The sequence below is a fragment of the Mesorhizobium sp. Root102 genome (assembly GCF_001425625.1).
Classification (GTDB): Bacteria; Pseudomonadota; Alphaproteobacteria; order Rhizobiales; family Rhizobiaceae; genus Mesorhizobium.
The window spans coordinates 42,157-66,612 of the sequence record NZ_LMCP01000008.1; the positions used below are offsets into that span (position 1 = coordinate 42,157).

26 protein-coding genes are annotated in these 24,456 nt (G+C 62.1%); 11 read left to right on the forward strand and 15 right to left on the reverse strand.

Annotated elements, in window-relative coordinates; translation table 11 throughout:
* Positions 1–35 precede the first annotated feature (35 nt).
* The 4 genes from ASD12_RS09090 to ASD12_RS09105 form a co-directional block, all read right to left on the reverse strand.
* Entirely contained in the window at positions 36–788 is a 753-nt protein-coding gene (locus tag ASD12_RS09090; RefSeq protein ID WP_056584418.1) for an NYN domain-containing protein, read from the reverse strand.
* A gap of 358 nt (positions 789–1,146) precedes the next feature.
* Positions 1,147–1,755 (reverse strand): transglutaminase-like cysteine peptidase, encoded by a 609-nt coding sequence (locus tag ASD12_RS09095; protein ID WP_056584421.1) that lies wholly within the window; start codon positions 1,753–1,755, stop codon positions 1,147–1,149.
* A gap of 274 nt (positions 1,756–2,029) precedes the next feature.
* Entirely contained in the window at positions 2,030–2,647 is a 618-nt protein-coding gene (locus ASD12_RS09100; RefSeq protein ID WP_056584424.1) for a PilZ domain-containing protein, read from the reverse strand.
* A 184-nt stretch (positions 2,648–2,831) separates the two neighbouring features.
* The gene (locus tag ASD12_RS09105) at positions 2,832–3,464 is read right to left on the reverse strand and encodes a PAS domain-containing protein (RefSeq protein ID WP_056584427.1); all 633 of its coding nucleotides are present in this window, start codon (positions 3,462–3,464) and stop codon (positions 2,832–2,834) included.
* A 389-nt stretch (positions 3,465–3,853) separates the two neighbouring features.
* Between ASD12_RS09105 and ASD12_RS09110 the strand changes: the two genes are divergently transcribed.
* Positions 3,854–4,612, forward strand: coding sequence for a rhomboid family intramembrane serine protease (locus tag ASD12_RS09110; protein WP_056584430.1), 759 nt, complete (start codon positions 3,854–3,856; stop codon positions 4,610–4,612).
* A gap of 87 nt (positions 4,613–4,699) precedes the next feature.
* Positions 4,700–5,131 carry a CBS domain-containing protein gene (locus ASD12_RS09115; protein WP_056584432.1) on the forward strand — a complete coding sequence of 144 codons (432 nt, stop codon included), beginning with the start codon at positions 4,700–4,702 and terminating at the stop codon, positions 5,129–5,131.
* Between the two features lie 47 nt (positions 5,132–5,178).
* On the opposite strand, the gene ASD12_RS09120 is transcribed toward ASD12_RS09115, so the two are convergent.
* A complete protein-coding gene (locus tag ASD12_RS09120; RefSeq protein WP_056584435.1) occupies positions 5,179–5,436 on the reverse strand; it encodes a YjhX family toxin in 258 nt (85 codons plus the stop codon).
* A 282-nt stretch (positions 5,437–5,718) separates the two neighbouring features.
* On the opposite strand from ASD12_RS09120, the gene gatB reads away from it, so the two are divergent.
* Positions 5,719–7,218, forward strand: a complete 1,500-nt coding sequence (gene gatB / locus ASD12_RS09125) for an Asp-tRNA(Asn)/Glu-tRNA(Gln) amidotransferase subunit GatB (RefSeq protein WP_056584439.1) — start codon at positions 5,719–5,721, stop codon at positions 7,216–7,218.
* Between the two features lie 4 nt (positions 7,219–7,222).
* Positions 7,223–7,711, forward strand: coding sequence for a GNAT family N-acetyltransferase (locus ASD12_RS09130; RefSeq protein ID WP_056584443.1), 489 nt, complete (start codon positions 7,223–7,225; stop codon positions 7,709–7,711).
* A gap of 23 nt (positions 7,712–7,734) precedes the next feature.
* Here the strand turns inward: ASD12_RS09130 and ASD12_RS35720 are convergent, their stop codons facing one another.
* Positions 7,735–7,857, reverse strand: a complete 123-nt coding sequence (locus ASD12_RS35720; protein WP_280139543.1) for a hypothetical protein — start codon at positions 7,855–7,857, stop codon at positions 7,735–7,737.
* 76 nt (positions 7,858–7,933) lie between these two features.
* On the opposite strand from ASD12_RS35720, the gene ASD12_RS09135 reads away from it, so the two are divergent.
* A complete protein-coding gene (locus tag ASD12_RS09135; protein ID WP_244482808.1) occupies positions 7,934–8,251 on the forward strand; it encodes a hypothetical protein in 318 nt (105 codons plus the stop codon).
* Positions 8,252–8,339: 88 nt separating this feature from the next.
* Here ASD12_RS09135 and panC read toward each other — a convergent pair whose 3' ends face one another.
* Positions 8,340–9,191 (reverse strand): pantoate--beta-alanine ligase, encoded by an 852-nt coding sequence (panC, locus tag ASD12_RS09140; protein WP_056584447.1) that lies wholly within the window; start codon positions 9,189–9,191, stop codon positions 8,340–8,342.
* A complete protein-coding gene (panB, locus tag ASD12_RS09145; RefSeq protein WP_056584450.1) occupies positions 9,188–10,030 on the reverse strand; it encodes a 3-methyl-2-oxobutanoate hydroxymethyltransferase in 843 nt (280 codons plus the stop codon). Before panB ends, panC begins: the two co-directional genes overlap by 4 nt.
* Positions 10,031–10,258: 228 nt before the next feature.
* On the opposite strand from panB, the gene ASD12_RS09150 reads away from it, so the two are divergent.
* From ASD12_RS09150 to ASD12_RS09160, 3 genes are all read left to right on the forward strand, one after another.
* On the forward strand, positions 10,259–10,657 hold the full coding sequence (locus ASD12_RS09150; RefSeq protein WP_056584453.1) for an NADH:ubiquinone oxidoreductase subunit NDUFA12: 399 nt from the start codon (positions 10,259–10,261) through the stop codon (positions 10,655–10,657).
* A 123-nt stretch (positions 10,658–10,780) separates the two neighbouring features.
* A complete protein-coding gene (locus ASD12_RS09155) occupies positions 10,781–11,374 on the forward strand; it encodes a DUF2155 domain-containing protein (RefSeq protein ID WP_056584456.1) in 594 nt (197 codons plus the stop codon).
* A gap of 74 nt (positions 11,375–11,448) precedes the next feature.
* Positions 11,449–11,835 (forward strand): hypothetical protein, encoded by a 387-nt coding sequence (locus tag ASD12_RS09160; RefSeq protein WP_056584459.1) that lies wholly within the window; start codon positions 11,449–11,451, stop codon positions 11,833–11,835.
* A gap of 12 nt (positions 11,836–11,847) precedes the next feature.
* Here the strand turns inward: ASD12_RS09160 and aat are convergent, their stop codons facing one another.
* The 6 genes from aat to ASD12_RS09190 all read right to left on the reverse strand — a co-directional run bounded on the left by aat (position 11,848) and on the right by ASD12_RS09190 (position 17,161).
* Positions 11,848–12,465 (reverse strand): leucyl/phenylalanyl-tRNA--protein transferase, encoded by a 618-nt coding sequence (gene aat, locus ASD12_RS09165; RefSeq protein WP_056584462.1) that lies wholly within the window; start codon positions 12,463–12,465, stop codon positions 11,848–11,850.
* A gap of 12 nt (positions 12,466–12,477) precedes the next feature.
* Entirely contained in the window at positions 12,478–13,821 is a 1,344-nt protein-coding gene (accC, locus tag ASD12_RS09170) for an acetyl-CoA carboxylase biotin carboxylase subunit (RefSeq protein ID WP_056584465.1), read from the reverse strand.
* Positions 13,822–13,831: 10 nt separating this feature from the next.
* Positions 13,832–14,290 carry an acetyl-CoA carboxylase biotin carboxyl carrier protein gene (gene accB / locus ASD12_RS09175; protein ID WP_056584659.1) on the reverse strand — a complete coding sequence of 153 codons (459 nt, stop codon included), beginning with the start codon at positions 14,288–14,290 and terminating at the stop codon, positions 13,832–13,834.
* A 26-nt stretch (positions 14,291–14,316) separates the two neighbouring features.
* Positions 14,317–14,751, reverse strand: a complete 435-nt coding sequence (aroQ, locus tag ASD12_RS09180) for a type II 3-dehydroquinate dehydratase (protein WP_056584469.1) — start codon at positions 14,749–14,751, stop codon at positions 14,317–14,319.
* A gap of 150 nt (positions 14,752–14,901) precedes the next feature.
* Positions 14,902–15,705: a DsbA family protein gene (locus tag ASD12_RS09185; protein ID WP_056584473.1), complete on the reverse strand. Its 804-nt coding sequence runs from the start codon at positions 15,703–15,705 to the stop codon at positions 14,902–14,904.
* 61 nt (positions 15,706–15,766) lie between these two features.
* Complete coding sequence (locus ASD12_RS09190) at positions 15,767–17,161, reverse strand: M48 family metalloprotease (RefSeq protein ID WP_082525340.1); 1,395 nt, start codon at positions 17,159–17,161, stop codon at positions 15,767–15,769.
* Positions 17,162–17,306: 145 nt separating this feature from the next.
* Between ASD12_RS09190 and ASD12_RS09195 the strand changes: the two genes are divergently transcribed.
* Entirely contained in the window at positions 17,307–18,455 is a 1,149-nt protein-coding gene (locus ASD12_RS09195; protein ID WP_056584479.1) for an aminotransferase class I/II-fold pyridoxal phosphate-dependent enzyme, read from the forward strand.
* Between the two features lie 4 nt (positions 18,456–18,459).
* A complete protein-coding gene (locus ASD12_RS09200) occupies positions 18,460–19,407 on the forward strand; it encodes a glutaminase (RefSeq protein ID WP_056584482.1) in 948 nt (315 codons plus the stop codon).
* A 107-nt stretch (positions 19,408–19,514) separates the two neighbouring features.
* Here the strand turns inward: ASD12_RS09200 and ASD12_RS09205 are convergent, their stop codons facing one another.
* On the reverse strand, positions 19,515–22,469 hold the full coding sequence (locus ASD12_RS09205; protein WP_056584485.1) for a ribonuclease E/G: 2,955 nt from the start codon (positions 22,467–22,469) through the stop codon (positions 19,515–19,517).
* A 654-nt stretch (positions 22,470–23,123) separates the two neighbouring features.
* On the opposite strand from ASD12_RS09205, the gene ASD12_RS09210 reads away from it, so the two are divergent.
* Complete coding sequence (locus tag ASD12_RS09210; protein WP_056584489.1) at positions 23,124–24,386, forward strand: N-acetylmuramoyl-L-alanine amidase; 1,263 nt, start codon at positions 23,124–23,126, stop codon at positions 24,384–24,386.
* The last annotated feature ends 70 nt before the right edge of the window (positions 24,387–24,456 follow it).

Sequence of the window (24,456 nt, forward strand, 5' to 3'; positions counted from 1 at the left end):
TGCGCTCGGTGGGACCTGTGATCCTCTGGCCACCGCTACGCGGCTTTGTTTTTTACCTTTTTTCCAGCGGTAGGCTTGGTCCGTATTCGCATGCCTCCACCCTTGGGGGTGTCGATCTCAAATGCGTCTGTACTCCTCACCAGGTCGCTCAGTTTGCTGAAACCGTAGGTGCGGGGATCAAAATCTGAAAACAGGTTTGACAGCTGTTTTCCGAAGGTGCCGAGCAACACCCAGCCATCCTCGCTGTCCATCTGGCCAATGACTTTCTTGAGTATGGGCATGGCAGCGCTGGACGATTGGAGCGGCTTGGCCACAGGCGCGGTATCCAGAACGTTCGCAGCGCCACGAAGAAGATTTTCGGTGTAGATGAACCGGCGACATGCTTGCCGGAAACTTTCCGGAGTTTTCTGCTCGCCGAACCCGAATACATCGACGCCCTGTTCACGAATGCGGGCGGCGAGCCTGGTGAAGTCGCTGTCGGAAGAAACCAGACAGAAACCGTCGAAGCGACCGCTATGGAGCAGGTCCATGGCATCGATCACCAATGTGATGTCGGATGCGTTCTTCCCGGCGGTATAAGCGAACTGCTGCTGCGGGATGATCGCATGCTTCGACAACACGTCAGCCCATCCCTTCGATCGGGCATTTGAAAAGTCACCGTAGATGCGGCGGACGCTGGCTTCGCCAATCTTCGCGATCTCCTCGAACAGACCGTCGACAATCTTGGCGGAAGCGTTGTCGGCGTCGATAAGAACCGCGAGGCGCGGTGATCGAGGTTCGGTCGGCATGCGACACTTCCTGCAGTTGGCGCGATCGCGAGTTTCGAACTATAGCCGGTGAAACCATCGCTGAACCGAGGTTCGCGCTACTTTGCTGTTGTAGCAGAGGTACGCAGCAAACAGAAATCAACGCTGTTGGAATCGTGACATCGATCACGATTTCAATGAGTTAATTCCAGAAATGGCGGAGCCGGCCCGGGGACGGGGCCGGCTCCTTTGACCCGGTCGTTGGGGACGGGGAGGGTGGGGACTCGACCGGGTTTCTCCTGAAGCACCTCGCAGTCATGCGACGCGCCTGACCTCTGTTTTATGCCTGTCGTCGTCCCAAGACCGCTGCGCACTCTCGGGCGACATGCATTGGCGGCCCTTAGCGGACGCTGGCGACCGCGTCGGAGCGGCCGTCGTTGATCGTCACCCAAACGCCCGAATTCTGGTCGGACTGGCGCTTGAGATAGGTGTAGTCGGTATCCGTCCAGGACAGCACCTTGGTTTCCAGATTGTCGAGGATGAATTCGCCCAAGCTGGTGCGCACGGTCAGCACCGCGTGACCGTCGCCGTTCGGCTGGCGCGCGACAGTCATCAGCAGATTGCCGGCGGGCACGCCCGCAGCCATCAATTCGCGACGCTTCTCCAGCGCATAATCCTCGCAATCGCCATAGCCATTGTCGGGATAGGCCCAGTATTCCTCGACACCGTAGTTTTCCATGTCGGTGCGCGGCTTGATGTGGGTGTTGACCGAATTGTTGATGTTGACGATCGTCGCCCACAGTTTGCGGGTCAGTTCGACCGGCGCGCCCTTGGGGGTCCTTTCGCTGCATTCGCCGGCTATGCGCTGGCAGAATTCATAGTGGCCAACAGGCTGCGTGGTGCGTCCGCCGGTGTGCATATAGGCCGGTCCCGCGGCATATGCTGACCCCCAAGCGGAAAGCTGCATCGCCATTGCCACCAGCAACAGCTTGCCCCTCGTTTTCTTCATTGTTGTAGTCTCCCCGTTCGAAGGAGACATTGCCACATGTGGATTTATTTGAGGCAAAAGCGCGAAGTAGATATTGAGTAAAACGCCAGTAGAATAAACATAAAATTTGAATCATTTGAGCATTAACTTGTTTGGGGTTTTGAGGCCCTCTGCTCTCGTGCATTGATGTCACTCAGGCCTTTCCGGGAGCAGCCGAAGCGCGCTGGTCACGGGGCGTAAAAACAAAAAACCGGCCGCAAGGGCCGGTTTCATGGAGTGGTGCTGTCGGGCCTGCTCAGGCGCGCGGCGTGTTGAATTCGGAATCGAGTGTCTCGGGGCGCTGGATGACGGCGAACTCTATGGCGACGCCGTCCTCGAAATGGCGCACGACCTGCCCGCGCATGGTGCCGAGCATGACCTGGACGCCGATCGCCGGCTTGACGTCGATCTCGATCGCGGCGCCGGAAAGCGACAGGTCGATGATACGGCACTGGTACTGACGGCCGTCGGTGAGCTGCAGCACGCTGGTCGGATTGCGTGGCGCGACGCGCTCGTGGCGGCGGTCCTCCGGCAGGTCGAGTTCGTGCTTGTTGGCAAGCCAGGTCAATTGCGCCGCAAGCTTGTCCTTCTTGCGATCCGACGCGATGACGGTCATCGCGAAACCGTCCTGCAAGGTGCGCGTGACGACACCTTCGATGCGGCCGATATGATCGATGTAGGCGATGATCTTTTCGCCGGGCATGCCTTTGCGGTCGGTGCGAAACGCGACATTGCCCGGTGACATGTCGACGACCTGGCAGGGATGCTCGGTGCGGTCTTCCAGCATGAAGCGCCCGTATATCTTGACCCGGACGCGCTGAAAGTTACGCCTTTCAGCTTGGGACGGCGCGTAGTCGACCGCCGCTGACCTCATGTCTGCCTACACCCCGTTTGGCATCCCACGCGTCGATGCGAGGAACTTCATCGCAGAAGTACAACAAAGCAGGTTAACAAAGGGGAAAAGTGGGCGCTTCAGGGCTTTCCTTTTTATGCATGTCGTTGTCCCAAAACCGCTGTGCAGTTTCGGGCGACATGCAGCAAGCCGCGAGATTGCGGACTTATTCCTCGCGCCCGCCATCGAAGACGACGAGATGGCGGATGCGGCGCGCCCGGCCGAGCGCGGAGATCGTCTCGGGTGCCCCGAGTTCATCGGGAACGAGCGAGGGAACATCGATCGCCGGGCGGTTGTTCAGCAGCTCCTTCTCCGGATCGATGACGCGGATCGAATCGATCAACGCGTCGGTGATCGGGTCGGCGCCCAGCCAGAAGGGCTTCTCCACGGCGCTGATGACGCCCAGGCAGCGCGGATTTTCGACGCCGCCGTCAAGCGGCAGGGCAAGCAGCTCGAACCTGTTGGAGCGTCCGTTGCGGCTGAAGCCCTCATAGCTGATGAGCACCACCGATTTCTGGTCGAAGACGCCATGGATCAGCCGCGAAACGAGCCGCTGATCCTTCTCGCGCCACAGCGAGGGAAAGGAGAACCCCTTGAGCTCGCGGCCATAGCAGGCGCAAAGCCTTGTGCCGGCGAGCCGGAATACGGCTTGCCCGCGCGTGTCCCGTTCCAGGATGAAGGTGTCGGCCAGCAGCGACTTGATGTCGGCCGGCTCGACCTCCGAACGCTTCGGGGCAGGGCGTCCATCACGCAGGCGGTTCCAATATTGGAACAGCGTGATCGATCCGTTCTGGTTCATGCTATGCTGCTCCGCGCAATCTGTCGTCTGATGTCCCATCGGTGAACAGAAGGGCGCCCTCCGATGACCTACATGCGTTGCGGAGCAGGAAGCGTGCCAGCGTCGTTAACACTTGTTCACGGGTCGGGGCCGTTAAGGTTAACAAGTGGTTTACATTGCATCGAAGCCAGCCCCGTGGCACTTAAAAACCACTCCAGAAGCGGTCGTTTCACGACGATCGGCAGCACTTCAGTCAAGAGTTTTAGGGGAGCAGGGGGCTCGACCAGCCGTTCAAGGGAAACCTTGAACGGCTTCTTTTTTGATTCGCGCCCAGCGATTCGCGGTTTGCTGTTCGGTCCGCGGTGATCTAGATGCTCGAATCTCGAATCCCGCAGTGAGTGCAATTTCAAATGAGTGAACCGGTAACTCCCCCGGAAGCCGACCCGGTCGAGGGCGCACCCGAGCCCCGGCGCGAGCCGGTGTTCAATCTGCCGCCCGTCGTGCTGGCGATAATCGGCATCTGCGTGGTCGTCTACCTGTTGCAGCAATATGTGCTGACCGAATCCCAGCAGATGACACTGCTGTATGACGGGGCCTTCATCCCTGTTCTCTACACCGGCCAATACGGCTTCGACTGGTTCCTGTTTTCCCGCCCCTTCACCTATGCTTTCATGCATGGTGGTTTTGCCCACATTGCCATCAACATGGTGTGGCTAGCTGCTTTCGGTTCACCGCTGGCAAATCGTCTGGGCACGTTCTGGTTCGCGCTCTTCTTTGCCGTGACCGGCTTGGCCTCGGTCGCGCTGTTCTGGGCGGTGCATCCTTACGGAGAGGCGCCGCTGGTCGGCGCTTCCGGCGCGATATCAGGCATGATGGGGGCCGCGGCGCGTTTTGGTTTTCACACCGACCGCTCGGCCGGCAAGGCCGCCTTCGCCGGCCCCGTGCTGCCGATCGCATTCGTATTGCGCTTGCGCGGCGTCGTGATCTTCCTCGCCATATGGATGATAATCAACCTCGCCACCGGCCTTCTCGGCTTTGCCCCGGGGGTAGACGGCCAGATCGCCTGGGAGGCCCACATTGGCGGCTTCGCCGCCGGCTTCTTCGGCCTGCGCTGGTTCGACAGGCGATGGCAGGCGGCCGAGTGGGAGACGACCGACTACCGCACTTGAAATGCAACCGATCACGGCGCACGATGTTCACTCTTATGTGAAGGCCGGTCAGGGCAGGAACCGGCAGGCAAAGCAGAGGAGGACGCCATGACGGTTAAGGCAATTCTCGAGAGAAAAGGCCATGACGTGTTCACGCTCGGGCCAAACGAAAAGCTGAGCGAAGCCATCCGTATCCTGGCCGAACACAAGATCGGCGCGCTGGTGATCACCAATGGCGATCGCAAGATCGTCGGCATCCTTTCGGAGCGCGACATCGTGCGGGTTGTCGCCCGCGAAGGCGGAGCCGCGCTCGATATCGCCGTGCGTTCGGCGATGACGCCGAAGGTGAAGATCTGCAACGAAAACCATACCGTCAACGAGGTGATGGAGATCATGACCCGAGGCCGCTTCCGCCATCTGCCGGTGGAAAAGGACGGCATGCTCGATGGCATCGTGTCCATCGGCGACGTGGTCAAGCGCCGCATCGAGGATGTCGAGCGCGAGGCCGACGAGATCAGGGCCTACATCGCCACCGCCTGAGCCGTGAAGGGAACCGCCGGCCGGAGGACCGACCGGCGGAGCGTATTCTACCTGTTGTCGAGTTCGGAACGGACGAGTTCCAGCCCGCGCCGGGTGATGCGGTAAGGTCCGCTACCCGACGAAGAAACCGCCTTCTTGCGCTTCAGCTTTCGAAACAGGTCGAGATCGACGCCCGGATAGTGCCAGCCGTCACGGGTCAGGCATTTGACGGAGGCGATCCGCTTTTTCTCGTTCTTTTCGACTTCAATGCGTCCGCCCTGCGCGAGCAGGTGCAGGATGCGCTGTTCTATGCGCGAAATATCCATGGGAGAGTTTCCGGGAAAACAAAAATGCCGCCGCCGCGAAGCTTCGCGGCACGGGGTTTCAGGTTTTCTGCCCTGCCTCGCTAGGAGGCCAGGGCCTTACCGGGACTGAGCGTAAGTGGACATCCACTCTCCATTGGAATGGAGAGGCATTTAGCTGAAGGTGGCGGAAAATGCCAGTCGACGGCTTTGCGCTTGTCTCTTTTGGCTGTTTGGACTAGCGAAAGTCGCTGTCCGTTTGCATTCTGCAAACAAGGCACCAGATCGATACGCAACAGGTTTTACATGTCCCTCATCGATACCCGCACGCCCGACGCGAAACGCCTGATCCCCGGCGCCACCGGCGACTGGGAGATTATCATCGGTCTTGAGGTCCATGCGCAGGTCACTTCGGAAGCAAAGCTGTTTTCCGGCGCTTCGACCGCCTTCGGCGCGGCGCCCAACGCCAATGTCAGCCTGGTCGATGCGGCCATGCCCGGCATGCTGCCCGTCATCAACGAGGAATGCGTCAAGCAGGCGATCCGCACCGGCCTTGGACTGAAGGCGCAGATCAACCACAAGTCGGTTTTCGACCGGAAAAACTACTTTTATCCCGACCTGCCGCAGGGCTACCAGATCTCGCAGTTCAAGCAGCCGATCGTCGGCGAGGGCACGGTGGTCGTCTCGGTCGGCCCGGACCGCCAGGGTGAATTCGAGGACATCGAGGTCGGCATCGAGAGGCTGCATCTGGAGCAGGATGCCGGCAAATCGATGCACGACCAGCATCCGACCATGTCCTATGTCGATCTCAACCGCTCCGGCGTGGCGCTGATGGAGATCGTCTCCAAGCCCGATATGCGCTCGGCCGACGAAGCCAAGGCCTATGTCACCAAGCTGCGCACCATCGTGCGTTATCTCGGCACTTGCGACGGCAACATGGACGAAGGTTCGATGCGCGCCGACGTCAACGTCTCGGTGCGCAAGCCGGGCGGCGAGTTCGGCACGCGTTGCGAGATCAAGAACGTCAACTCGATCCGCTTCATCGGCCAGGCCATCGACTACGAGGCGCGCCGGCAGATCGCCATTCTCGAGGATGGCGGCAAGATCGACCAGGAGACGCGGCTGTTCGACGCCGTCAAGGGCGAGACGCGCTCGATGCGCTCCAAGGAAGAGGCGCACGATTACCGCTATTTCCCCGATCCGGACCTTTTGCCGCTGGAATTCGACCAGGCCTATGTCGATGCGCTGGCCAAGGAATTGCCGGAACTGCCCGACGACAAGAAGGCGCGGCTGATCGCGACGCTCGGCCTGTCTACCTATGACGCGTCGATCCTGGTGTCGGAAAAGCCGATCGCCGATTATTTCGAGAAGGTGGCCGCCGGCCGCGACGGCAAGCTCGCCGCCAACTGGGTCATCAACGATCTGCTCGGACAATTGAACAAGGCCGGAAAAGACATTGAAAACGCTCCGGTTTCGCCCGACCAGCTCGGCGCGGTCATCGATCTGATCAGGGATGGCACCATCTCCGGCAAGATCGCCAAGGACCTGTTCGAGATCGTCTGGAACGAGGGCGGCGATCCGCGTCAGCTGGTCGAAAGCCGTGGCATGAAGCAGGTCACCGACACCGGCGCCATCGAGAAGGCCGTCGACGAGGTGATCGCCGCCAACCCGGACAAGGTCGAACAGGCGCGCGCCAAGCCGAGCATGGCCGGATGGTTCGTTGGCCAGGTGATGAAGGCGACCGGCGGCAAGGCCAACCCGCAAGCCGTCAACGACCTCGTCAAGGCCAAGCTGGGCATCGAGTAGGGCCGTGTTCGTCCGCACTGCCGGAGAGCGCGACCTTGCCGCTGTGCGGACGCTGCTGGTCGAAACCTGGCATGCGACCTATGACGCCATTTATGGGGCTGCCAAAGTCACCGAGATCACCGATGAATGGCACTCGATCGCTTCGCTCCGCTCGGGGCTGACAAGGCCGAATTCGGAATTCCTTGTGGCCGATGACGGCAAGCGCATCGGCGGCATGGCTTTCGCCACCGCCACCGCGGATGCGAAAGTCATCCTGTTGAACCAGCTCTATGTCCATCCGGACTGCCAAAGGCGCGGGGTCGGGCAAGCACTGCTCGACGAGGTCGAAGCCAGTTTCCCGGAAGCCCAAACGCTACGCGTCGAGGTCGAGGAGGCCAATGGCGCCGCCATCGCCTTCTACCGATCGATGAGGTTTTTGCCCGTCGGCACCGCCGGAGAATCCCATGAGACTTCAAGGCCGACGACGCTGAGTTTCGAGAAGCCGCTCGGATAGGCCGCCGCCTGGGCTTTTTATCGTCAACCGGTCACCGGGCCGGGCTGGAGCGGCATCCGGTTGACGTAGCTGTACATGTCAACCGAGGAATAGCGCGAGGAAGGCGACTGGCGGGCAACACCGCGTGGCGGCAGCGATTCGGCCATGCGTCATCCCGGCATTTGCTGTGCCGGCTCACGACGGATATGCAAGGGGATGACCAAACTGTCTCGCACCGCAGCGTTGGCGCTGCTCGCCATCATCATTTTCGCGACCTTGTCGCCGATCCAGATGCGGCCGCACATCGCCGAGGCGAATGTTGAGCGTGCCTTGGCTTATGTTCTGTTGGGCTTCGCCCTGGCGCTCGGCTTCCCCAACCGACTGTATCAAGCCGTGATCTTTGTGGCTGTGACCGCCGGCATGCTGGAATTGCTGCAGATCATTGATCCAGGCCGTCACGCACGCCTCGTCGATGCACTTGTGAAAGCCTTTGCCGGAGTGGTTGGGATCGTCGCGGGACACCTGATCGTCAGGGCCGGCGGACAAAAGAGCGAGAGGTAGGCGCGGCAGGAATCCGCCGCAATACCGTCGACCTGGAAGAAGTGCGAGCACATCGACCTGTGGTCGGCCGGAGGAACAAGCCTTCGCTTTAGGTAGAGGCAACCTCGACATTGTCGATCAGCCTGGTCTTGCCGAGCCAGGCGGCCGCGAGCAGGCGCCCTTCGCGGTCTCGACGCCATGGCGCAAGCGTCAGGCTTTCGCGTGCCTCGACATAGTCGACTTTTTGGAAGCCGGCGGCGATGAGGGCGCGGCTGGCCTCTTCGGTTGCGTCGCTCCGGTCTGCGCCCGCCGCCAGGGCCACTGCCGTGTTGCGCAATATCACGTTGAACTGGCGGGCGATCTTGAGTTCGGTTTCGTCGAGATAGGCATTGCGTGACGACATGGCGAGACCATGCGCGTCGCGTATCGTCGGTGCGCCGATGATGTCGACGGGCAGGTCGAGGTCGCGGCAGAGCTGCCTGACGACGCAAAGCTGCTGGTAGTCCTTCTCGCCAAAGACCGCACAGTCGGGCGTTGCCTGCAGGAGGAGCTTTGCCACCACGGTGGCGACGCCGTCGAAAAAGGTCGGCCGAAAGTTCGATTCGAGCCCTCCGGAGGGGCCTCCGACCGAGATTTTTGTGGCGAAGCCGACGGGATACATCTCGCCAACCGTCGGCGTGAAGGCAAGGTCGGCCTTTGCCACGCCCAGCCGGTCGAGGTCGCTGGCGAGCTGGCGCGGGTATTTGTCGAGGTCTTCGCTCGGCGCGAACTGCGTCGGGTTGACGAAGATCGACACGACGCAGCGATCGGCCCTCTCGAGCCCGATCCTGACCAGCGAGATGTGCCCGTCATGCAAAGCGCCCATGGTCGGCACCATGGCGACACGAAGGCCATCGCGCCGCCAGTCACGGATTTGCGCGCGAAGTGCTGCAGCGCTGTCGACGACGACGGGTTGGTTCATGCGTCGTCCCTGCTCTTTGTCGCCGAAAAGACATGGCCGGGGCCGGGGAATGTCCGGCTTCGCACCTCCGCTGCATAGGTTTCTGCGGCATGCGAGATCACGCCGCGCAGATCGGCATATTCCTTGACGAACTTCGGCACGCGGTCGACGGTGAGCCCGACCATGTCGTCGATGACCAGGATCTGGCCGTCGCAGTCGCCGCTGGCGCCGATGCCGATGGTTGGAATGGCGATACTGCGGGTGATATCGGCGGCGACTGTCTCGACCGTGCCTTCGATGACCACCGAGAAAGCCCCGGCGTTCTCGACGGCGAGCGCATCGCGAAGCAATGCCGCAACAGCCTCCTCGGTGCGGCCCTTGATCTTGTAGCCGCCGTCCTTCTCGACCGATTGCGGCTGCAGGCCGATATGTCCCATGACCGGAATGCCGGCATCGACGATGGCCGCGATCTGCCTGTTCATGTCGACGCCGCCTTCGAGTTTCACCGCATGGCAACCGGTCTCGTCGACGACCCGCCGCGCCGAGGCAACGGCAAGTGCTGCCGAATCCTCATAGGTTCCAGCCGGCAGGTCGACGACGACGCAGGCCCTGGCCGAGCCGCGCATCACCGCTTGCCCATGCGCGATCATCATCTCCAGCGAGGCGCCCAGCGTCGTCTTGTGGCCATGCAGCACCATGGCGACGCTGTCGCCGACCAGGAGCAGGTCGACATGGTCGTCGAGCAGACGGGCGACGGGGTAGGTATAGGCGGTCAGGCAGACAATCGGCGTGCCGCCCTTGCGGCGGCGAATCGCCTCAGTGCTGATGCGGATGTCGGTGGTCGGCAATTCCGTGGCCAATCGTCACCTCTTCGGCCTGCAGCCGGGTTGGATACCCCGCATGGCGCGCAGAGCTTTAGAAAGACCGCAAAGGCTTGGCAAGCGCCCATCCAGCCGCCCGGAAGGATCACGGGCTTGTGTCGGGTTTCTGGCAAGCCATTTGCACGCTCCCTGTGGCAAAACCCTTGCCTTCCCGAAGGCCTGACGCCATAAGCAGGAAACCGGCGCCGCCGGCGCGAGGGTTTTGTGATGAAGACTTTTCTTACGCAGTTTTTCACCTGGTGGAACAGCCAGACGTTGGGAACGCGCCTGCACACTTGGCGGCATGGCAAGAGGGTCGGCCAGGACGAAACCGGCAACGTCTACTACGAGGGCGGCATCGATTCGGAAGGCCGCACGCGCCGCTGGGTCATCTACCGCAACTATTCGGAAGCTTCCGCGATCCCGCCCGGCTGGCACGGCTGGATCCATCACCGGGTCGACGTCGCGCCGTCGAGCGAGGACTACAAGCCACGCGACTGGCAGAAGTCGCATCAGCCCAATTTGACCGGCACTCCGGCAGCCTATCGTCCGAAGGGTTCGGTGCTGACCAATCAGCACCGCCCGCAGGTCACCGGCGACTACGACGCCTGGACACCCGGGTCGTAACGACAGGGTGCAAGCCGGTCCTTTATCGCCACAATTGGTGTTTAGCTGCTTGCTGATCAGAAAACGCCGACTAGCCTTGGCGATCAATAGAATCACCCGGGCGCGAACCACCGGTACCCCTATATGAGCTTTTTCAGCCTGACATCGATGGGCGGCCTGACGGTAGCCGCCGGCCTTGCCGTCAGCACCACGGCCTTCGCGGCTTCGCCTGAACCCGCCGCGCCGGCGCCGGCGCCGCCTGCGGGAGCGGAACGGGTCACCAATCCCATTGCCGAGTTTGCCGGCATCGACAAGATCACAGGCCGCATCATCACCTTCGATGTCTATATCGACGAGACGGTCCAATTTGGCGCTTTGCAGGTCACGCCGCGCGTCTGCTATTCGCGGCCGCAGACCGAGGAGCCGAAGACGGATTCCTTCGTCGAGGTCGACGAGATCACGCTCGACCGCAAGATCCGCCGCATCTTCACCGGCTGGATGTTTGCCGAAAGTCCCGGGCTCAACGCTGTCGAGCATGCCGTCTATGACGTCTGGCTGAAGGCCTGCAAGCAGAAGTCGGATGTACCGGCGCCCGATGGCGCCAAGGCTGACGGAACCAAAGCCGAGGCACCCAAGCCGGCCGCCGCCAAGCCGAAGCCCACGACCGCTCCGGACGTCACAGAGCCGGATGTGACCGAGCCGGACGCTTCGGAACCCGATACGACCGACACCAACTGATCCTCCGGAACCGTCCTGGCCACCAAGCGTTGGACCAAGGATGACCGCGCACCGATGCGCAGGAGGGCCTCTCGATGTCAGACAGCAAGCGGATCACAGCCAGCAAAAAGGATCTTCTGGAACTCGAAAAGGGTTTCTGGACGGGTGACTCGGCTTACTACGCGGCCAATGCCGACACCGAATGCCTAGTGGCATTTCCGCAGATGGCCAAGGCGATGGACAATGCCGATCTCGCCAAGACCGCAACCAAGCCCAACCGCTGGCGGGACCTGAAGATCGATCTCAAGGGTATTATCGAGCCGGGCAGCGACATCGTCATGCTGACTTACGAGGCGCATGCAACACGCGAGAACGGCGAACCTTACGCGGCCCTGGTCAGCACCGGCTATGTCCATCGCGTCAACGGCTGGAAGATGATGTTCCATGCGCAGACGCCGATAGAAGCCGCTGCCGGGAAGTAAGGGGCTCAATCGTCAGGGATAGAATACGGCCTCGCCCTTCAGCGCGTCGGCCAGCATCTTCTCATATTTGCCGCGCGGCACGTCGACCGCGCCGAAGCGCTTGAGGTGCTCGGTGGTGAACTGCGTGTCAAGCAGAACAAAGCCGCGCGCCTTCAATCGCTCGACGAGATAAAAAAGGCAGGTCTTGGAGGCGTCCGTCTCCCGGGCGAACATGCTCTCGCCAAAAAACACCCGGCCAAGCGATACGCCATAGAGACCGCCGACCAGCCGGTCCTCGCGCCACGCCTCGACCGAATGACAATGCCCTATCCGATGCAGTTCGACATAGGCTTCCCGGATCGGCGCGTTGATCCAGGTCGACCGCCGTTCCGCGCGCTTTTCGGCGCAGCCGTCGATCGTGGCTTCGAAATCGAAATCGAAACGGATGTCGAAAGGGTGCTTCTTGATCGTTTTCTTCAGGCTTTTCGGCGCGTGAAAACCATCGAGTGGAATGATGCCGCGTGTCTCCGGCCGCACCCAGAACACCTCCGGGTCGCTGGCGCTTTCGGCCATCGGGAAGACGCCCGAGGCATAGGCCTTGAGTAAAAGGTCGGTGGGGATGCGATAGCCGGGCGCGTAGGGACGGGTCATCGCGTTTCCGCGTTACTCTTCCTTGGCCAGATATTTTTCCAGCCAATGGATGTCATAGTCGCCATTGGCGATGTCGGCATTGCCGACGAGATCGCGAAACAGCGGCAGCGTCGTCTTGATGCCGTCGACGACGAATTCATCGAGCGCCCGGCGAAGCCGCATCATGCACTCGACGCGGTTGCGCCCATGCACGATCAGCTTTCCGATCAGGCTGTCGTAGTAGGGCGGAATCTTGTAGCCGGAATAGACGCCGGAATCGACGCGGATGCCGAGGCCGCCCGGTGTGTGGAAGTGGGTGATCGTGCCGGGCGAGGGGGTGAAGGTGCGCGGGTCCTCGGCGTTGATGCGGCATTCGATGGCGTGGCCGTTGAACTTGATGTCCTCCTGCTTCACCGAGAGGCCGCCGCCGGAGGCGACGCGGATCTGCTCGTGCACGAGATCGATGCCGGTGATCGCTTCCGTCACCGGATGCTCGACCTGCAGGCGCGTGTTCATCTCGATGAAATAGAACTCGCCATTCTCGTAGAGGAATTCGATCGTGCCGGCGCCGGAATAGCCGAGATCGGCGATCGCCTTGGCGCAGATGCCGCCGATACGGGCGCGTTCTTCGGCATTGAGGGCCGGCGAGGGCGCCTCTTCCCAGACCTTCTGGTGGCGGCGTTGCAAGGAACAGTCGCGCTCACCGAAATGCACGCCGCGGCCAAAGCCGTCGCCGAACACCTGCACTTCGATGTGGCGCGGCTTTTCCAGGTATTTTTCGATGTAGACGGCATCGTCGCCGAAGGCCGCACCGGCTTCCGTGCTTGCTGTCTGCAAGGCGACCTCGAGGTCAGCCTCGGTAAGGGCGACCTTCATGCCGCGCCCGCCACCACCCGCGGATGCTTTGATGATCACGGGATAGCCGATCTCGGCGGCAATGCGCTTGGCTTCCTTTTGATCGGTGACGGCGCCGTCCGAACCTGGCACCACCGGAATGCCGAGGCGCTTTGCCGTGCGCTTGGCCTCGATCTTGTCACCCATGATGCGGATGTGGTCGCCGGTCGGGCCGATGAAGGTGATGTTGTGGGCAGCCAGTATGTCGGCGAATTTGGCGTTCTCCGACAGGAAGCCGTAGCCCGGATGCACAGCGTCGGCGCCGGTGATTTCGCAGGCGGCGACGATCTGATGGATGTTCAAATAGCTGTCGCGCGATGGCGGCGGCCCGATGCAGACGCTCTCGTCGGCGAGCCGCACATGCATGGCGTCGGCGTCGGCGGTCGAATGCACCACCACCGTCTGGATGCCGAGTTCCTTGCAGGCGCGCAGGACCCGGAGGGCGATTTCGCCGCGATTGGCGATGAGGATCTTCTGGAACATCAGGCCCGCTCTACTCGATCACGACGAGCGGCATGCCATATTCGACCGGCTGCGAATCCTCGAACAGGATCGCCGTCACAGTACCGGTGCGCGGCGAGGGGATCTGGTTCATCGTCTTCATCGCTTCAATGATCAACAGCGTCTGGCCTTCCTTGACCTTCTGGCCGACCTCGATGAACGCCTTGGCGTCCGGCGACGGCGCCAGATAGGCGGTGCCGACCATCGGCGAGGTGACCGCATTCTTGGAAAGGTCTGCTACAACAGGCACGGCAACGGCGGCAGCTTGCGCTGCTGCCGGCGCATAGGCCGGCTGCGGCGCTGCGATCGCATGAACAGCCGGCGCCTGCCGCGAGACGCGCACCTTCAGGTCGCCCAATTCGACCTCGATCTCGGTCAGGTTGGTGTCGTTCAGTATGCCCGCCAGATCACGGATCAGCTGCTGGTCAACACCGGTCTTCTTTATCGACATTTTCGAGCCTTCTGTTTGTTGGCCGGTCATAGGCGTGCTGCCAGCGCCTGCAATGCCAGCGTGTAGCCGAGCGGCCCAAAGCCACAGATCATGCCGACGGCGACCGGCGCGACCATGGAGACGTGGCGGAATGGTTCCCGCGCATGGATGTTGGAAAGATGAACTTCGGCGACGGGCAGCGGCGCTATGGCGCGGATGGCGTCGTGGATGGCGATCGAGGTGTGGCTGTAGGCGCCTGGATTGATGACGATGCCGATTGCCTTGTCGCCGGCTTCCTGGATCCAGTCGACAAGGTCGCCCTCATGGTTCGACTGGCGGAAATCGATCTCGAGCCCCAGCGCCGTACCTGCCTGCTTGCAGTCGTCGGCGATCGCGGCAAGCGTCTTGCCGCCATAGATGCCCGGCTCACGCTTGCCGAGCGCGTTGAGATTGGGACCGTTCAGGACGAAAACCGTTTTCAAAAAAGCCGACCTTTCCCGGCGCCGACATCAAGCCGGCGCGCTGGGCCCTCTATAATGGGCATAGCCGCCCGCGGAAAGAGCGCAAGTGTGTTCTTTCACTGTCCACAACCGGCGGAAATGTGGCCGTGAGAAATTTGCTCGCGAGCAAGATCAGAGCGCGGCCTTCGCCGCCTCGATCTTTTCAGCCAGCACTTCCTGCCCGAGCGCCCCGAACACCACCTCATTGCCGACCACATAGGACGGCGTTCCGGTGATGGCCAACTTGTTGGCAAGGTCATAGGTCTTGGCGAGGGCCTCGTTGATTGTCGGGTCCTTCATTTTCTCGCGCAGCACCGCTTCATCGGCACCGAGCGACAGCGCGACCTTGAAAGCCGCCGCCTCGGTGGCGCGCCCCTGGCCGCCGAGAAGCGCATTGTGGAACTCGCCGTACTTCTCCGGGTGCATCAGGTGGAAGGCCATCGAGACGACGCTCGCCTTCTGCGAATCCGGTCCCAGGATGGGGAATTCCTTGAGCACGAAGCGCAACTCCGGATCGGACTTGGTTAGTGCCCGCATGTCGTCGATGGCGCGTTTGCAGAAGCCGCAATTGTAGTCGTAGAACTCGACGATGGTGACCTTGCCGTTCGGATTGCCGACAACGCCGTCGAAGGCGGAGTTGAAGATCTGGTCCTTGGCATTCTTGATCACACCGAGGTGGGCGATGCGCTGCTCTTCCTTCTGCTTGGCCTCAAGCGCGTCCTGGACCTCCAGAAGGACTTCCGGGTTCTTCAACAGATAGTCGCGGATGATACCTTCGACCTCGGCGCGGTCGATCTTGGTGTCGGCCGCAGCCGTTTCGACGGGCTGCGCGGTACCAGCCCTGGCAATTTGTGGGCTTCCAGCCACGAATCCGAAAGCCAGCATGGCAACAGCGACCGCAACCCCCGTGGTGCCCAGCAGCAGTGCTTTTTTCATCGTTCCTGTTCCTTTTACCTGTTTTCCGGTCTGGCTATGTCGCAGCGCGCGACCGGAAGGTTCACTTGATCTTGCTTGATGACCTGTAGTTTATGATATCCTGAGCGCGAAGCCAGCGCGGCTCGCCGCGTTTCATCTGCTGCTGCGCCCGCATGGCGAAAATCTTCGCATCCTTGTAGTTGCCAGAATAGAAATGGCCCTCGGCGGTGGCAAGTTCGGCGCCCGGTATGTCGCCCAACTCACCATAGGCCTGTGCCAGGTAGCGATACCCGGCTGAGTTTTCCTTGTCGCGCCCGAGGCCGTTGTTGATCTGCACGACGGCTTTTTTGAGAGAGTCGGGCGTGCCGACGGCCATCAGTGCCTGGCCCATGGACACCGGCAGCAGGCCGGAGCGTGCCGGATCGAGGCTGACTGCCTTGGCATAGGCTTCCGCCGCATCCCTGGGCTTGTTGGCCTTCATCAGGATGTCGCCGCGCAGTTCCTGGAAGTAAGCATTCTTCGGCTGCGCTTTGATCAGTGCATTGGTCTTGGTGAGCGCGGCGGCGATATTGCCGAACAGGTAGGTCGACTGGGCATCGCCATATTGCGCGGCGAGGGTCCCTTGCATCTTTCGCATCAGCCGCGACGCGGCGGCCTGGCCTTCCATGTAGACGGCGATCTTCACCCGCATCATGTCATGACGCTGCTGCAGTGCGGGCGGGTCGAGCTTGTCGACATTGGGGCTCTGTTTGACCAGCACTTCAAGATTGGCGATGCGGTCCTGCGGCATCGGATGGCTGATCCGGTAGGGATCGACCTGCGCGCCCGACAGCGACAGCGCCGTCTGGAAACGGTGGAACGTCTTCAGCATGCCCATGCCGGACTGGCCGGTGGCGTTGAGATAGGTGATCGCCGAGCGGTCGGCCGTCATCTCCTCGGTGCGCTGGTAAGCGAGGATGCTGCGCTGTGCCATCTCGCCGCCGCCGGCCGCCACGCCCATGCCAGCCCCGGCAAGGCCACGGCTGTTGGTGGTCGCGCCGGCGACCATGGCACCGGCGCCAAGCAATGTCGCGATGATGGCCATCGTCTTGGCGCGTTCGAGTTGGTCGCGCAGTTTCTGCTGGTGGCCGCCGGCGATATGGCCGGCTTCGTGGGCAATGACGCCGATGATCTCGTTGGGCGTTTCGGCTGTCATCAGCGCGCCGGTGTTGATGAACAGCCGGCGCCCGGTGACAAAGGCGTTGAAACTCTGGTCGTTGACCAGAACGATGTCGATGCCGTCATTCGCCAAACCCGCTGCCCTGAAGATCGGCCGTGCGTAATCGCGCACCAGCGCCTCGATCTCGGCGTCGCGCACCACCGGCACGTTCTGGGCAAAGGCGCTGACCGAACTCGCCATCGCAACGGCAACGCCAAGCGAAAGCGTCGCGAAGACGCGCGCTGCCTGGGCAATCGTCGATCTGGGTCGGCTCAACATGATGGCTCCACTGGTAGACGAGCGGGCGAAAGATGAAAAGTCGGCGCCGGAAACTTCCTCAACTTGTGATCCTCACATCAATCGGGCATTTGTGCGGCGCATGCGCCAGTGCTTGGCGCCGTCAGTCATCGGGAATACTGGTTAAATGGTCGTTTCGCTCTCACGCCGTGGCAATGTCGAGCCCTTCCATGCCATGGACATTCTGGCCGAGGCAAACCGGCTGAAGGCTGGAGGGGTGCCGGTTGTTTCGATGGCCGTTGGCCAGCCTTCCGATCCCGCACCGGTTCTGGTTCGCGCGGCCGCGGCCAAGGCGCTGCAGGACGGACGCATCGGCTACACCGACGCGCTCGGCCTCGCCGCCCTGCGCAAGGCGATCGCCGGACACTACGCCGATCACTATGGGCTTGATATCGAGCCCGGCCGGATCGCGGTGACCACCGGGTCATCGGCCGCCTTCAACCTCGCCTTCCTGGCGATGTTCGATCCGGGTGACCGCGTCGCCATCGCGGCGCCCGGCTATCCCGCCTACCGCAACATCATGGCCGCACTCGGCATCGACGTGGTCGAGATCGAACTCGACGCTGCCGCCTACCTGCATGCTGGCCATCTCGAGACCGCGCATCGTGAAAAGTCTCTGAAAGGCGTTCTGTTCGCCAGTCCGGCCAATCCGACCGGCGCGGTCATTCCGGCCGATGAACTGGCGGCTCTGGTGAGGACGGCACAAGACCTCGGCATCGCCGTCATCTCCGACGAGATCTACCATCGGCTGGCCTATGCCGCCCCCGACACCACGGCCCTTGCCTATGGAGGCGACGTGACGGTGATCAACTCGTTCTCGAAATACTATTGCATGACCGGCTGGCGCATCGGCTGGATGGTGCTGCCCGAAGATCTGGTGCGGCCGGTCGAGCGCGTCGCCCAAAGCCTGTACATCTCGCCGCCGGAACTGTCGCAGATCGCCGCGATCGAGGCGTTCAGGGCGACTGAGGAGCTGGAGGCGGTGAAAGGCCGTTACGCCTGGAATCGTGAGCTCTTGATGAAACGTCTGCCGGAACTCGGCTTTCCGCTGGCCGCGCCCATGGACGGCGCCTTCTATGCCTTCTGCGATGTCACCAGGCATACCAACGACAGCATGGCGTTCGCACGGAAGATGCTGGCCGAGGCGCATGTGGCGGCGACGCCAGGCCGCGACTTCGACACCCAGGCGGGACACCGGACCATGCGTTTCTCCTACGCCGGCAGCCACGACGACATGGTCGAGGCAATGGCGCGCATCGAACGCTGGTTGAGGTAGTCCCATGCCGGAACTCGAACAGGCCCCCAAACTTGATCAGGCGTTGGCCGAAGTCGCAGCCGAAATGGCTGATCGCACCGATCGCGGTGACGTCGCTTCCTACATTCCGCAGCTGGGCAAGGTCGATCCGAAGAAGTTCGGCATCGCGGCCGTCACCAATGACGGCCGCGTGCTGATGGCGGGTGACGCCGAACAGGTTTTTTCGATCCAGAGCATCTCGAAAGTGTTTACGCTGACGCTGGCGCTCGGCAATGTCGGCGACGCGCTGTGGCAGCGGGTCGGGCGCGAACCGTCAGGCAATCCGTTCAACTCGATCGTGCAGCTCGAGCACGAGAACGGCATTCCGCGCAATCCGTTCATCAATGCCGGTGCCATCGTCATTTCCGACATCCTGCTTGCCGGCCACCAGCCGCGTGAGGCGATCGGCGAAATCCTGCGCTTCATCCAATTCCTCGCCGACGACGAGACGATCATCATCGACCGCGAGGTCGCGGCGTCCGAACGGGCCACCGGCTATCGCAACTTCGCGCTTGCCAACTATATGAAATCCTTCGGTAATCTCCATCATGCGCCGGAGTTGGCGCTGGGCGTCTACTTCCACCATTGCGCCATCGCCATGAGTTGCCGGCAACTGGCGCTCGCCGGCCGCTTCCTCGCCAATGGCGGCAAGAACCCGGCGACCGGGCATAGCGTGGTGTCGGCCGAGCGGGCACGCCGCATCGGCGCGATGATGCTGACCTGCGGCCACTATGACGGCTCCGGCGATTTCGCCTTCCGCGTCGGCATCCCTGGCAAGAGCGGCGTCGGCGGCGGCATATTGGGCATCGTGCCGGGCGTGGCCTCGCTTGCCGTCTGGTCGCCCGGCCTCAATGCCAACGGCAATTCCAAGCTGGGTTCGATCGCGCTGGAAAAGCTGGCCAGGATGATGAACTGGTCGATCTTCGCGCCGTAAAGCGCTGCGCGGCCCATCGGAACGCCAGACACGAAAAATCCCGCGCCGTCTTTCAAGACAGCGCGGGGTTCTTTTTGTCAAAAAGTCACTTCAGGTAACTGAAAGGCTTAGAAAAAGCCTTTCCGCTGCCACCAGCCTGCGCGCTTCGGCTTGTCCTCGGTCTTGGCTTCGGGCTCCTCCGCGACGGTCGAAGACACCACCGGCACGACCGGTGCATCGACGGCCGCCGGCTTGCGCCGCGACGGGCGGGCCTTCGGTGCCTCCTTGACAGCCGCGATGGCTGCCTCGTCGGATGCGGTGACTGGCGTCTCGACCGGTGCTTCCGCGACCGCTTCGGCAGCCTGCTCCTCGGCGACGACCTCGGCCGCGGCCTTCTTCGGCTTGGCGGCACGACGTGGCTTCTTTGGCTTCTCTGTGCTCGGCGCGTCGTCATTGGCCGGAGCAAGCACCACCGGCTCTTCGGCCGACGCGGCGATTTCCGGCTCGCTGGCGATCACCTCGGTTGCCGAGATTTCGACTTCAGACACGTCGGCTGTTTCGCCGGCGCTTACCTCGGCCTCGCCTTCACCGTCTTCGCGGCGATTGCGTTTGCCGCCGCGCTTGCCGCGCCGGCGCTTCTTGCCCGGGCCTTCATCCGAAGTGCCTTGGCCTTCGTCCGACGCCTCAACCGTCTCAGACGTTTCGGCAACACCAACAAGGGCGTTGTCGTCTGCTTCCGCGTCGCTATCGCTGGCGGCTGAGTCGGAGGCCTCATCGGCCGACGCGGAAACGGAAGCACCGTCCGCAGGGGCGCCATGTTCGCGGTCGCGATCCTTGCCGCCGCGACGACGCCGACGCTTGCGGCGCTTGCGGTCGCGGCCTTCGCCTTCTTCGCCACCGGCAGCAGGTCGGGGTTGTTGCTGCGGCTGCTGGCGTGGCTGTTCGGCCTGCACCGGCGCCTCATCGTCTTCCTCGACGACGACAATCTCGTCCTCGGGCTCTTCCGGCTCGGCATAGGCCGGGAAGCTGCGCGCCTCGACAAAGCCTTCCGGTTTTTCAGCCAGCGCGCCGCGGAAGATCGCATAGTGCTGCGCACCGACCGAATCGTCGGCCTCGACGGTGATCGTCAGCCCAAAGCGGCTTTCGAGTTCCACCAGCGTGCCGCGCTTGTGGTTGAGCACGTAGAGTGCGGTCGCCGCCGGCGTCCGCACAGTGATGTGGCTGCGCGAATCCTTGAGCAGGAATTCCTCGATTGCCCGCACCACCATCAGCGCGACCGACGAATCGGAGCGCACATGGCCGGTGCCGCCGCAATGCGGGCAGGGCTTCATGGTCGATTCCAGCACGCTGGCGCGGATGCGCTGGCGTGACATCTCCATCAGGCCGAAATGCGAGATACGGCCGACCTGGATGCGCGCACGATCGTTCTTGAGGTGATCCTTCAGCCGCTTCTCGACGGAGCGGTTGTTGCGATTCTCCTCCATGTCGATGAAGTCGATGACGATCAGGCCGGCGAGATCGCGCAGCCTGAGCTGACGCGCGACTTCCTCGGCCGCTTCCAGATTGGTGTGGAGCGCGGTGTCCTCGATCGAGTGCTCCTTGGTGGAGCGGCCCGAATTGACGTCGATAGCAACCAGCGCCTCGGTCTGGTTGATGATGATGTAACCGCCGCTCTTCAGCGTCACTTGCGGCTGCAGCATGCGGTCGAGCTGCGCCTCGATGCCGTTGCGCACGAAGATTGGCGTCGTGTCGCGGAACGGCTGAACCACCTTGGCGTGGCTCGGCATCAGCATGCGCATGAAGTCCTTGGCCTCGCGATAGCCTTCCTCGCCGGAGACGAGAATCTCGTCGATATCCTTGTTGTAAAGGTCGCGCACCGAGCGCTTGATCAGGCTGCCTTCCTCATAGACCAGGGCAGGGGCCGTGGACTGCAAGGTGAGATTGCGGACATTTTCCCAAAGCCGCATCAGGTATTCATAATCGCGCTTGATCTCGGCCTTGGTGCGGCTCTCGCCGGCGGTGCGCAGGATGACGCCCATGCCTTGCGGCACTTCGAGATCGGCAACGACCTCCTTCAGGCGCTTGCGGTCGACCGCGCTGGTGATCTTGCGCGAAATGCCGCCGCCACGCGCGGTGTTCGGCATCAGCACCGAATAGCGGCCGGCAAGCGACAGGTAGGTGGTGAGGGCCGCACCCTTGTTGCCGCGCTCTTCCTTGACGACTTGCACCAACAGGATCTGCCGGCGCTTGATCACTTCCTGGATCTTGTACTGGCGGCGCACCGGCTTGCGGCGGTTGCGCACTTCTTCCAGCGCATCCTCGGCGCCGACCGATTCGACCTCGTGATCGTCAGGATGCGAGGACTGCACTTCCTCGAGCATGCCGCGATCATTGTCGCCGGACGTGGCTTCGCTGCCCTGTTCCGCTTGCGGAACGGCTTCGGAAATCACATCGCCTTCGACCGCGGCGGCGATCGATGTCGGGCCGCCCTCGCGGGGCTCGGCTTCGTCCTGACCGGTGGAATCCTCGCCATGTTCGGACGCATCGGCATGCCCCGAGCTATCTGAATGTTCCGATGTATCGGCTGCGTGTTCGATGATTTCGGAGGTGTGGGAGATCTCCTCGACAACGATGTCGCCATTGTCGCCGTCTTCGCTAGCCTCGTCGGGATCGGCTGCATCGCGCTTGTGTTCACCGCGGTCGCGGGGCTTGCCGCCCCGCCGGCGGCCGCGCCGTCCACGATCGCGGCTCTGGCGATCATCGCCGTCCGCGTCCTCGTTCTCCTCGTCCTCGGCCTCCTGCGCTTCCGCGCGCAGCAGTGCCTGACGATCGGCGACCGGGATCTGGTAGTAGTCGGGGTGAATTTCACTGAAGGCGAGAAAACCGTGACGGTTGCCGCCATATTCGACAAAGGCTGCCTGAAGGGAAGGCTCTACCCGCGTTACGCGGGCTAGGTAGATGTTTCCTTTGAGCTGCTTCTTGTCCTGGGATTCAAAGTCGAATTCTTCAATACGGTTACCGCGAACGACGACAACGCGTGTTTCCTCCGGGTGGGAGGCGTCTATCAGCATTTTGTTGGGCATTATTTCGTTTCCCCCCGGCAGCCGTCAGCCGCAGCTTGCGAGGCAAAGCCTGCTGCTGCGTGTCTGGAGTGTGGGTGCCGGATATCTTAACGTCCGCCGGCCGCCGCTTGAGCGCCATGGCGGTGCCGCCCGCAGCCATAATGGCGCGGTTTGATGCGGACCTTTCCATGATTGCGCTTGAAGCCATCGTCACCAGCAGAACCTTTTGAACCAAAGCCCGGACGAACCGGACCAGCTTGTTTGCTCATACAGAGCCGGCGCGGGAACAATCCCGGCCGTTTTCCTCACGCAGGCGATTCCCCCGCCACGGGCTCGCACCTGCGAAATTCGTCGCGATCACCTGAACCCTTTTCGCATGAAGCGAAAGGAGCCGCCTTTTTCATCTGACCCTGTAGCAGGAAGCTGCGGAGGAGGGCGGTTCCAGGATTGCAGTGATCCACCATCGCTTTTATGATTTGGCGGGGTGGAAGGCAACCCCGATTTCCGATGCCGGCAAAAAGCAGTTCCGTAACGTAAGCCTGGGTTACGACCTTGCGTGAAAAGGCTTGGTTAACCTTCTCTGGATACCAATCGTTAATCGAGTTCGCGGCCTAACCGGCTTTTCGACGGAACGACGGGGCGCCTGGCGCCAAACCGGGAGCGACTGGAAGAGAGATGGGACTGGCAGACTTCACAGACAAGGGATGTCGTGTTGGCGGCCGGATTCTCGGCGCCTTCTGCCTCCTGCTGCTGCTGGCGGTCTGTTCTGGCTTTTCCTCAGTCGCCAATGCCGCCGACGCTCCGCTCGTGGCAAAAGGCTACAAGATGGCGGGCGATGCCACCAAGATGCGCATCGTCATGGATTTCGATCGCGAACCCGATATCAAATGGTTCCTGCTGCGCGGTCCCAACCGCCTTGTCATCGATCTCGCGAATACGAGATTCGCCGTTGATGCCAAGGATTTGAAGGCGCGCGGCCTGGTCAAGGGTGTGCGCCTGGGCCAACTCGGCGAGGGCGTTTCGCGGCTGATCCTCACCGGCAAGGGACCGTTCGCCGTCGACAAGCTCGATGTGCTCAAGAACGAGGACGGAACCGGCTACCGCATTGCCATCGACATGTCGGCAGCCTCCGCGCGCGAGTTCGATGCAGCACTTGCCAATCAGGCGCTGACCACCGCATCGACGGTTTCGACCGATAAGGGAGGGCGGGTCGGCACCGGACCGGTCTCCAATCCGGGTCATCGTTTCACCGTCGTCATCGACCCCGGCCATGGCGGCATCGATGGCGGCGCCGAGGGCCTGAACGGCACCATCGAGAAGAACGTCACGCTGGCCTTCGCCACGGAGTTGCGCGACAAACTCGCCGCCGTCGGCAATTATGATGTGTTCATGACGCGCGACACGGACGAATTCCTGCGTCTGGATGATCGCGTGCGCATTGCCCGGCAGCATGAGGCCGACCTGCTCATTTCCATCCATGCCGACACAATCAGCATCAAGGGCATTCGCGGCGCCACCGTCTACACCGTCTCCGACAAGGCTTCGGACCCCGAGGCGCAGGCGCTTGCCGACCGCGAGAACCTCTCCGACCAGTTCGCCGGCATGGAGATCAAGAACGACAGCAAGGAAGTCACCGACATCCTGATCGACCTGATCCGCCGCGAAACGCACAATTTCTCGATGAGTTTCGCCCACACGCTGGTCGGTCAGTTGTCGACCAGCGTCGGCCTTATCAACAATCCGCAACGTTCGGCGGGCTTCAAGGTGCTCAAGGCACCCGATGTGCCATCCGTGCTGGTTGAACTCGGTTACCTCTCCAATGCCAAGGACGAGGCGCAGCTGCTCAACGCCGACTGGCGGGGCAAGGCCGCCCAGAGCATAACCAATGCCGTCGCGCTTTTCGCTTCAGCCAAGGCCGGACCGGGAACCGGAGGCTGACATGCAAGGCGGCGCCTGCAACCAGAGGCGGCGTTGCGCGACGACAACATCCGGTACTTTTATTTCCGGC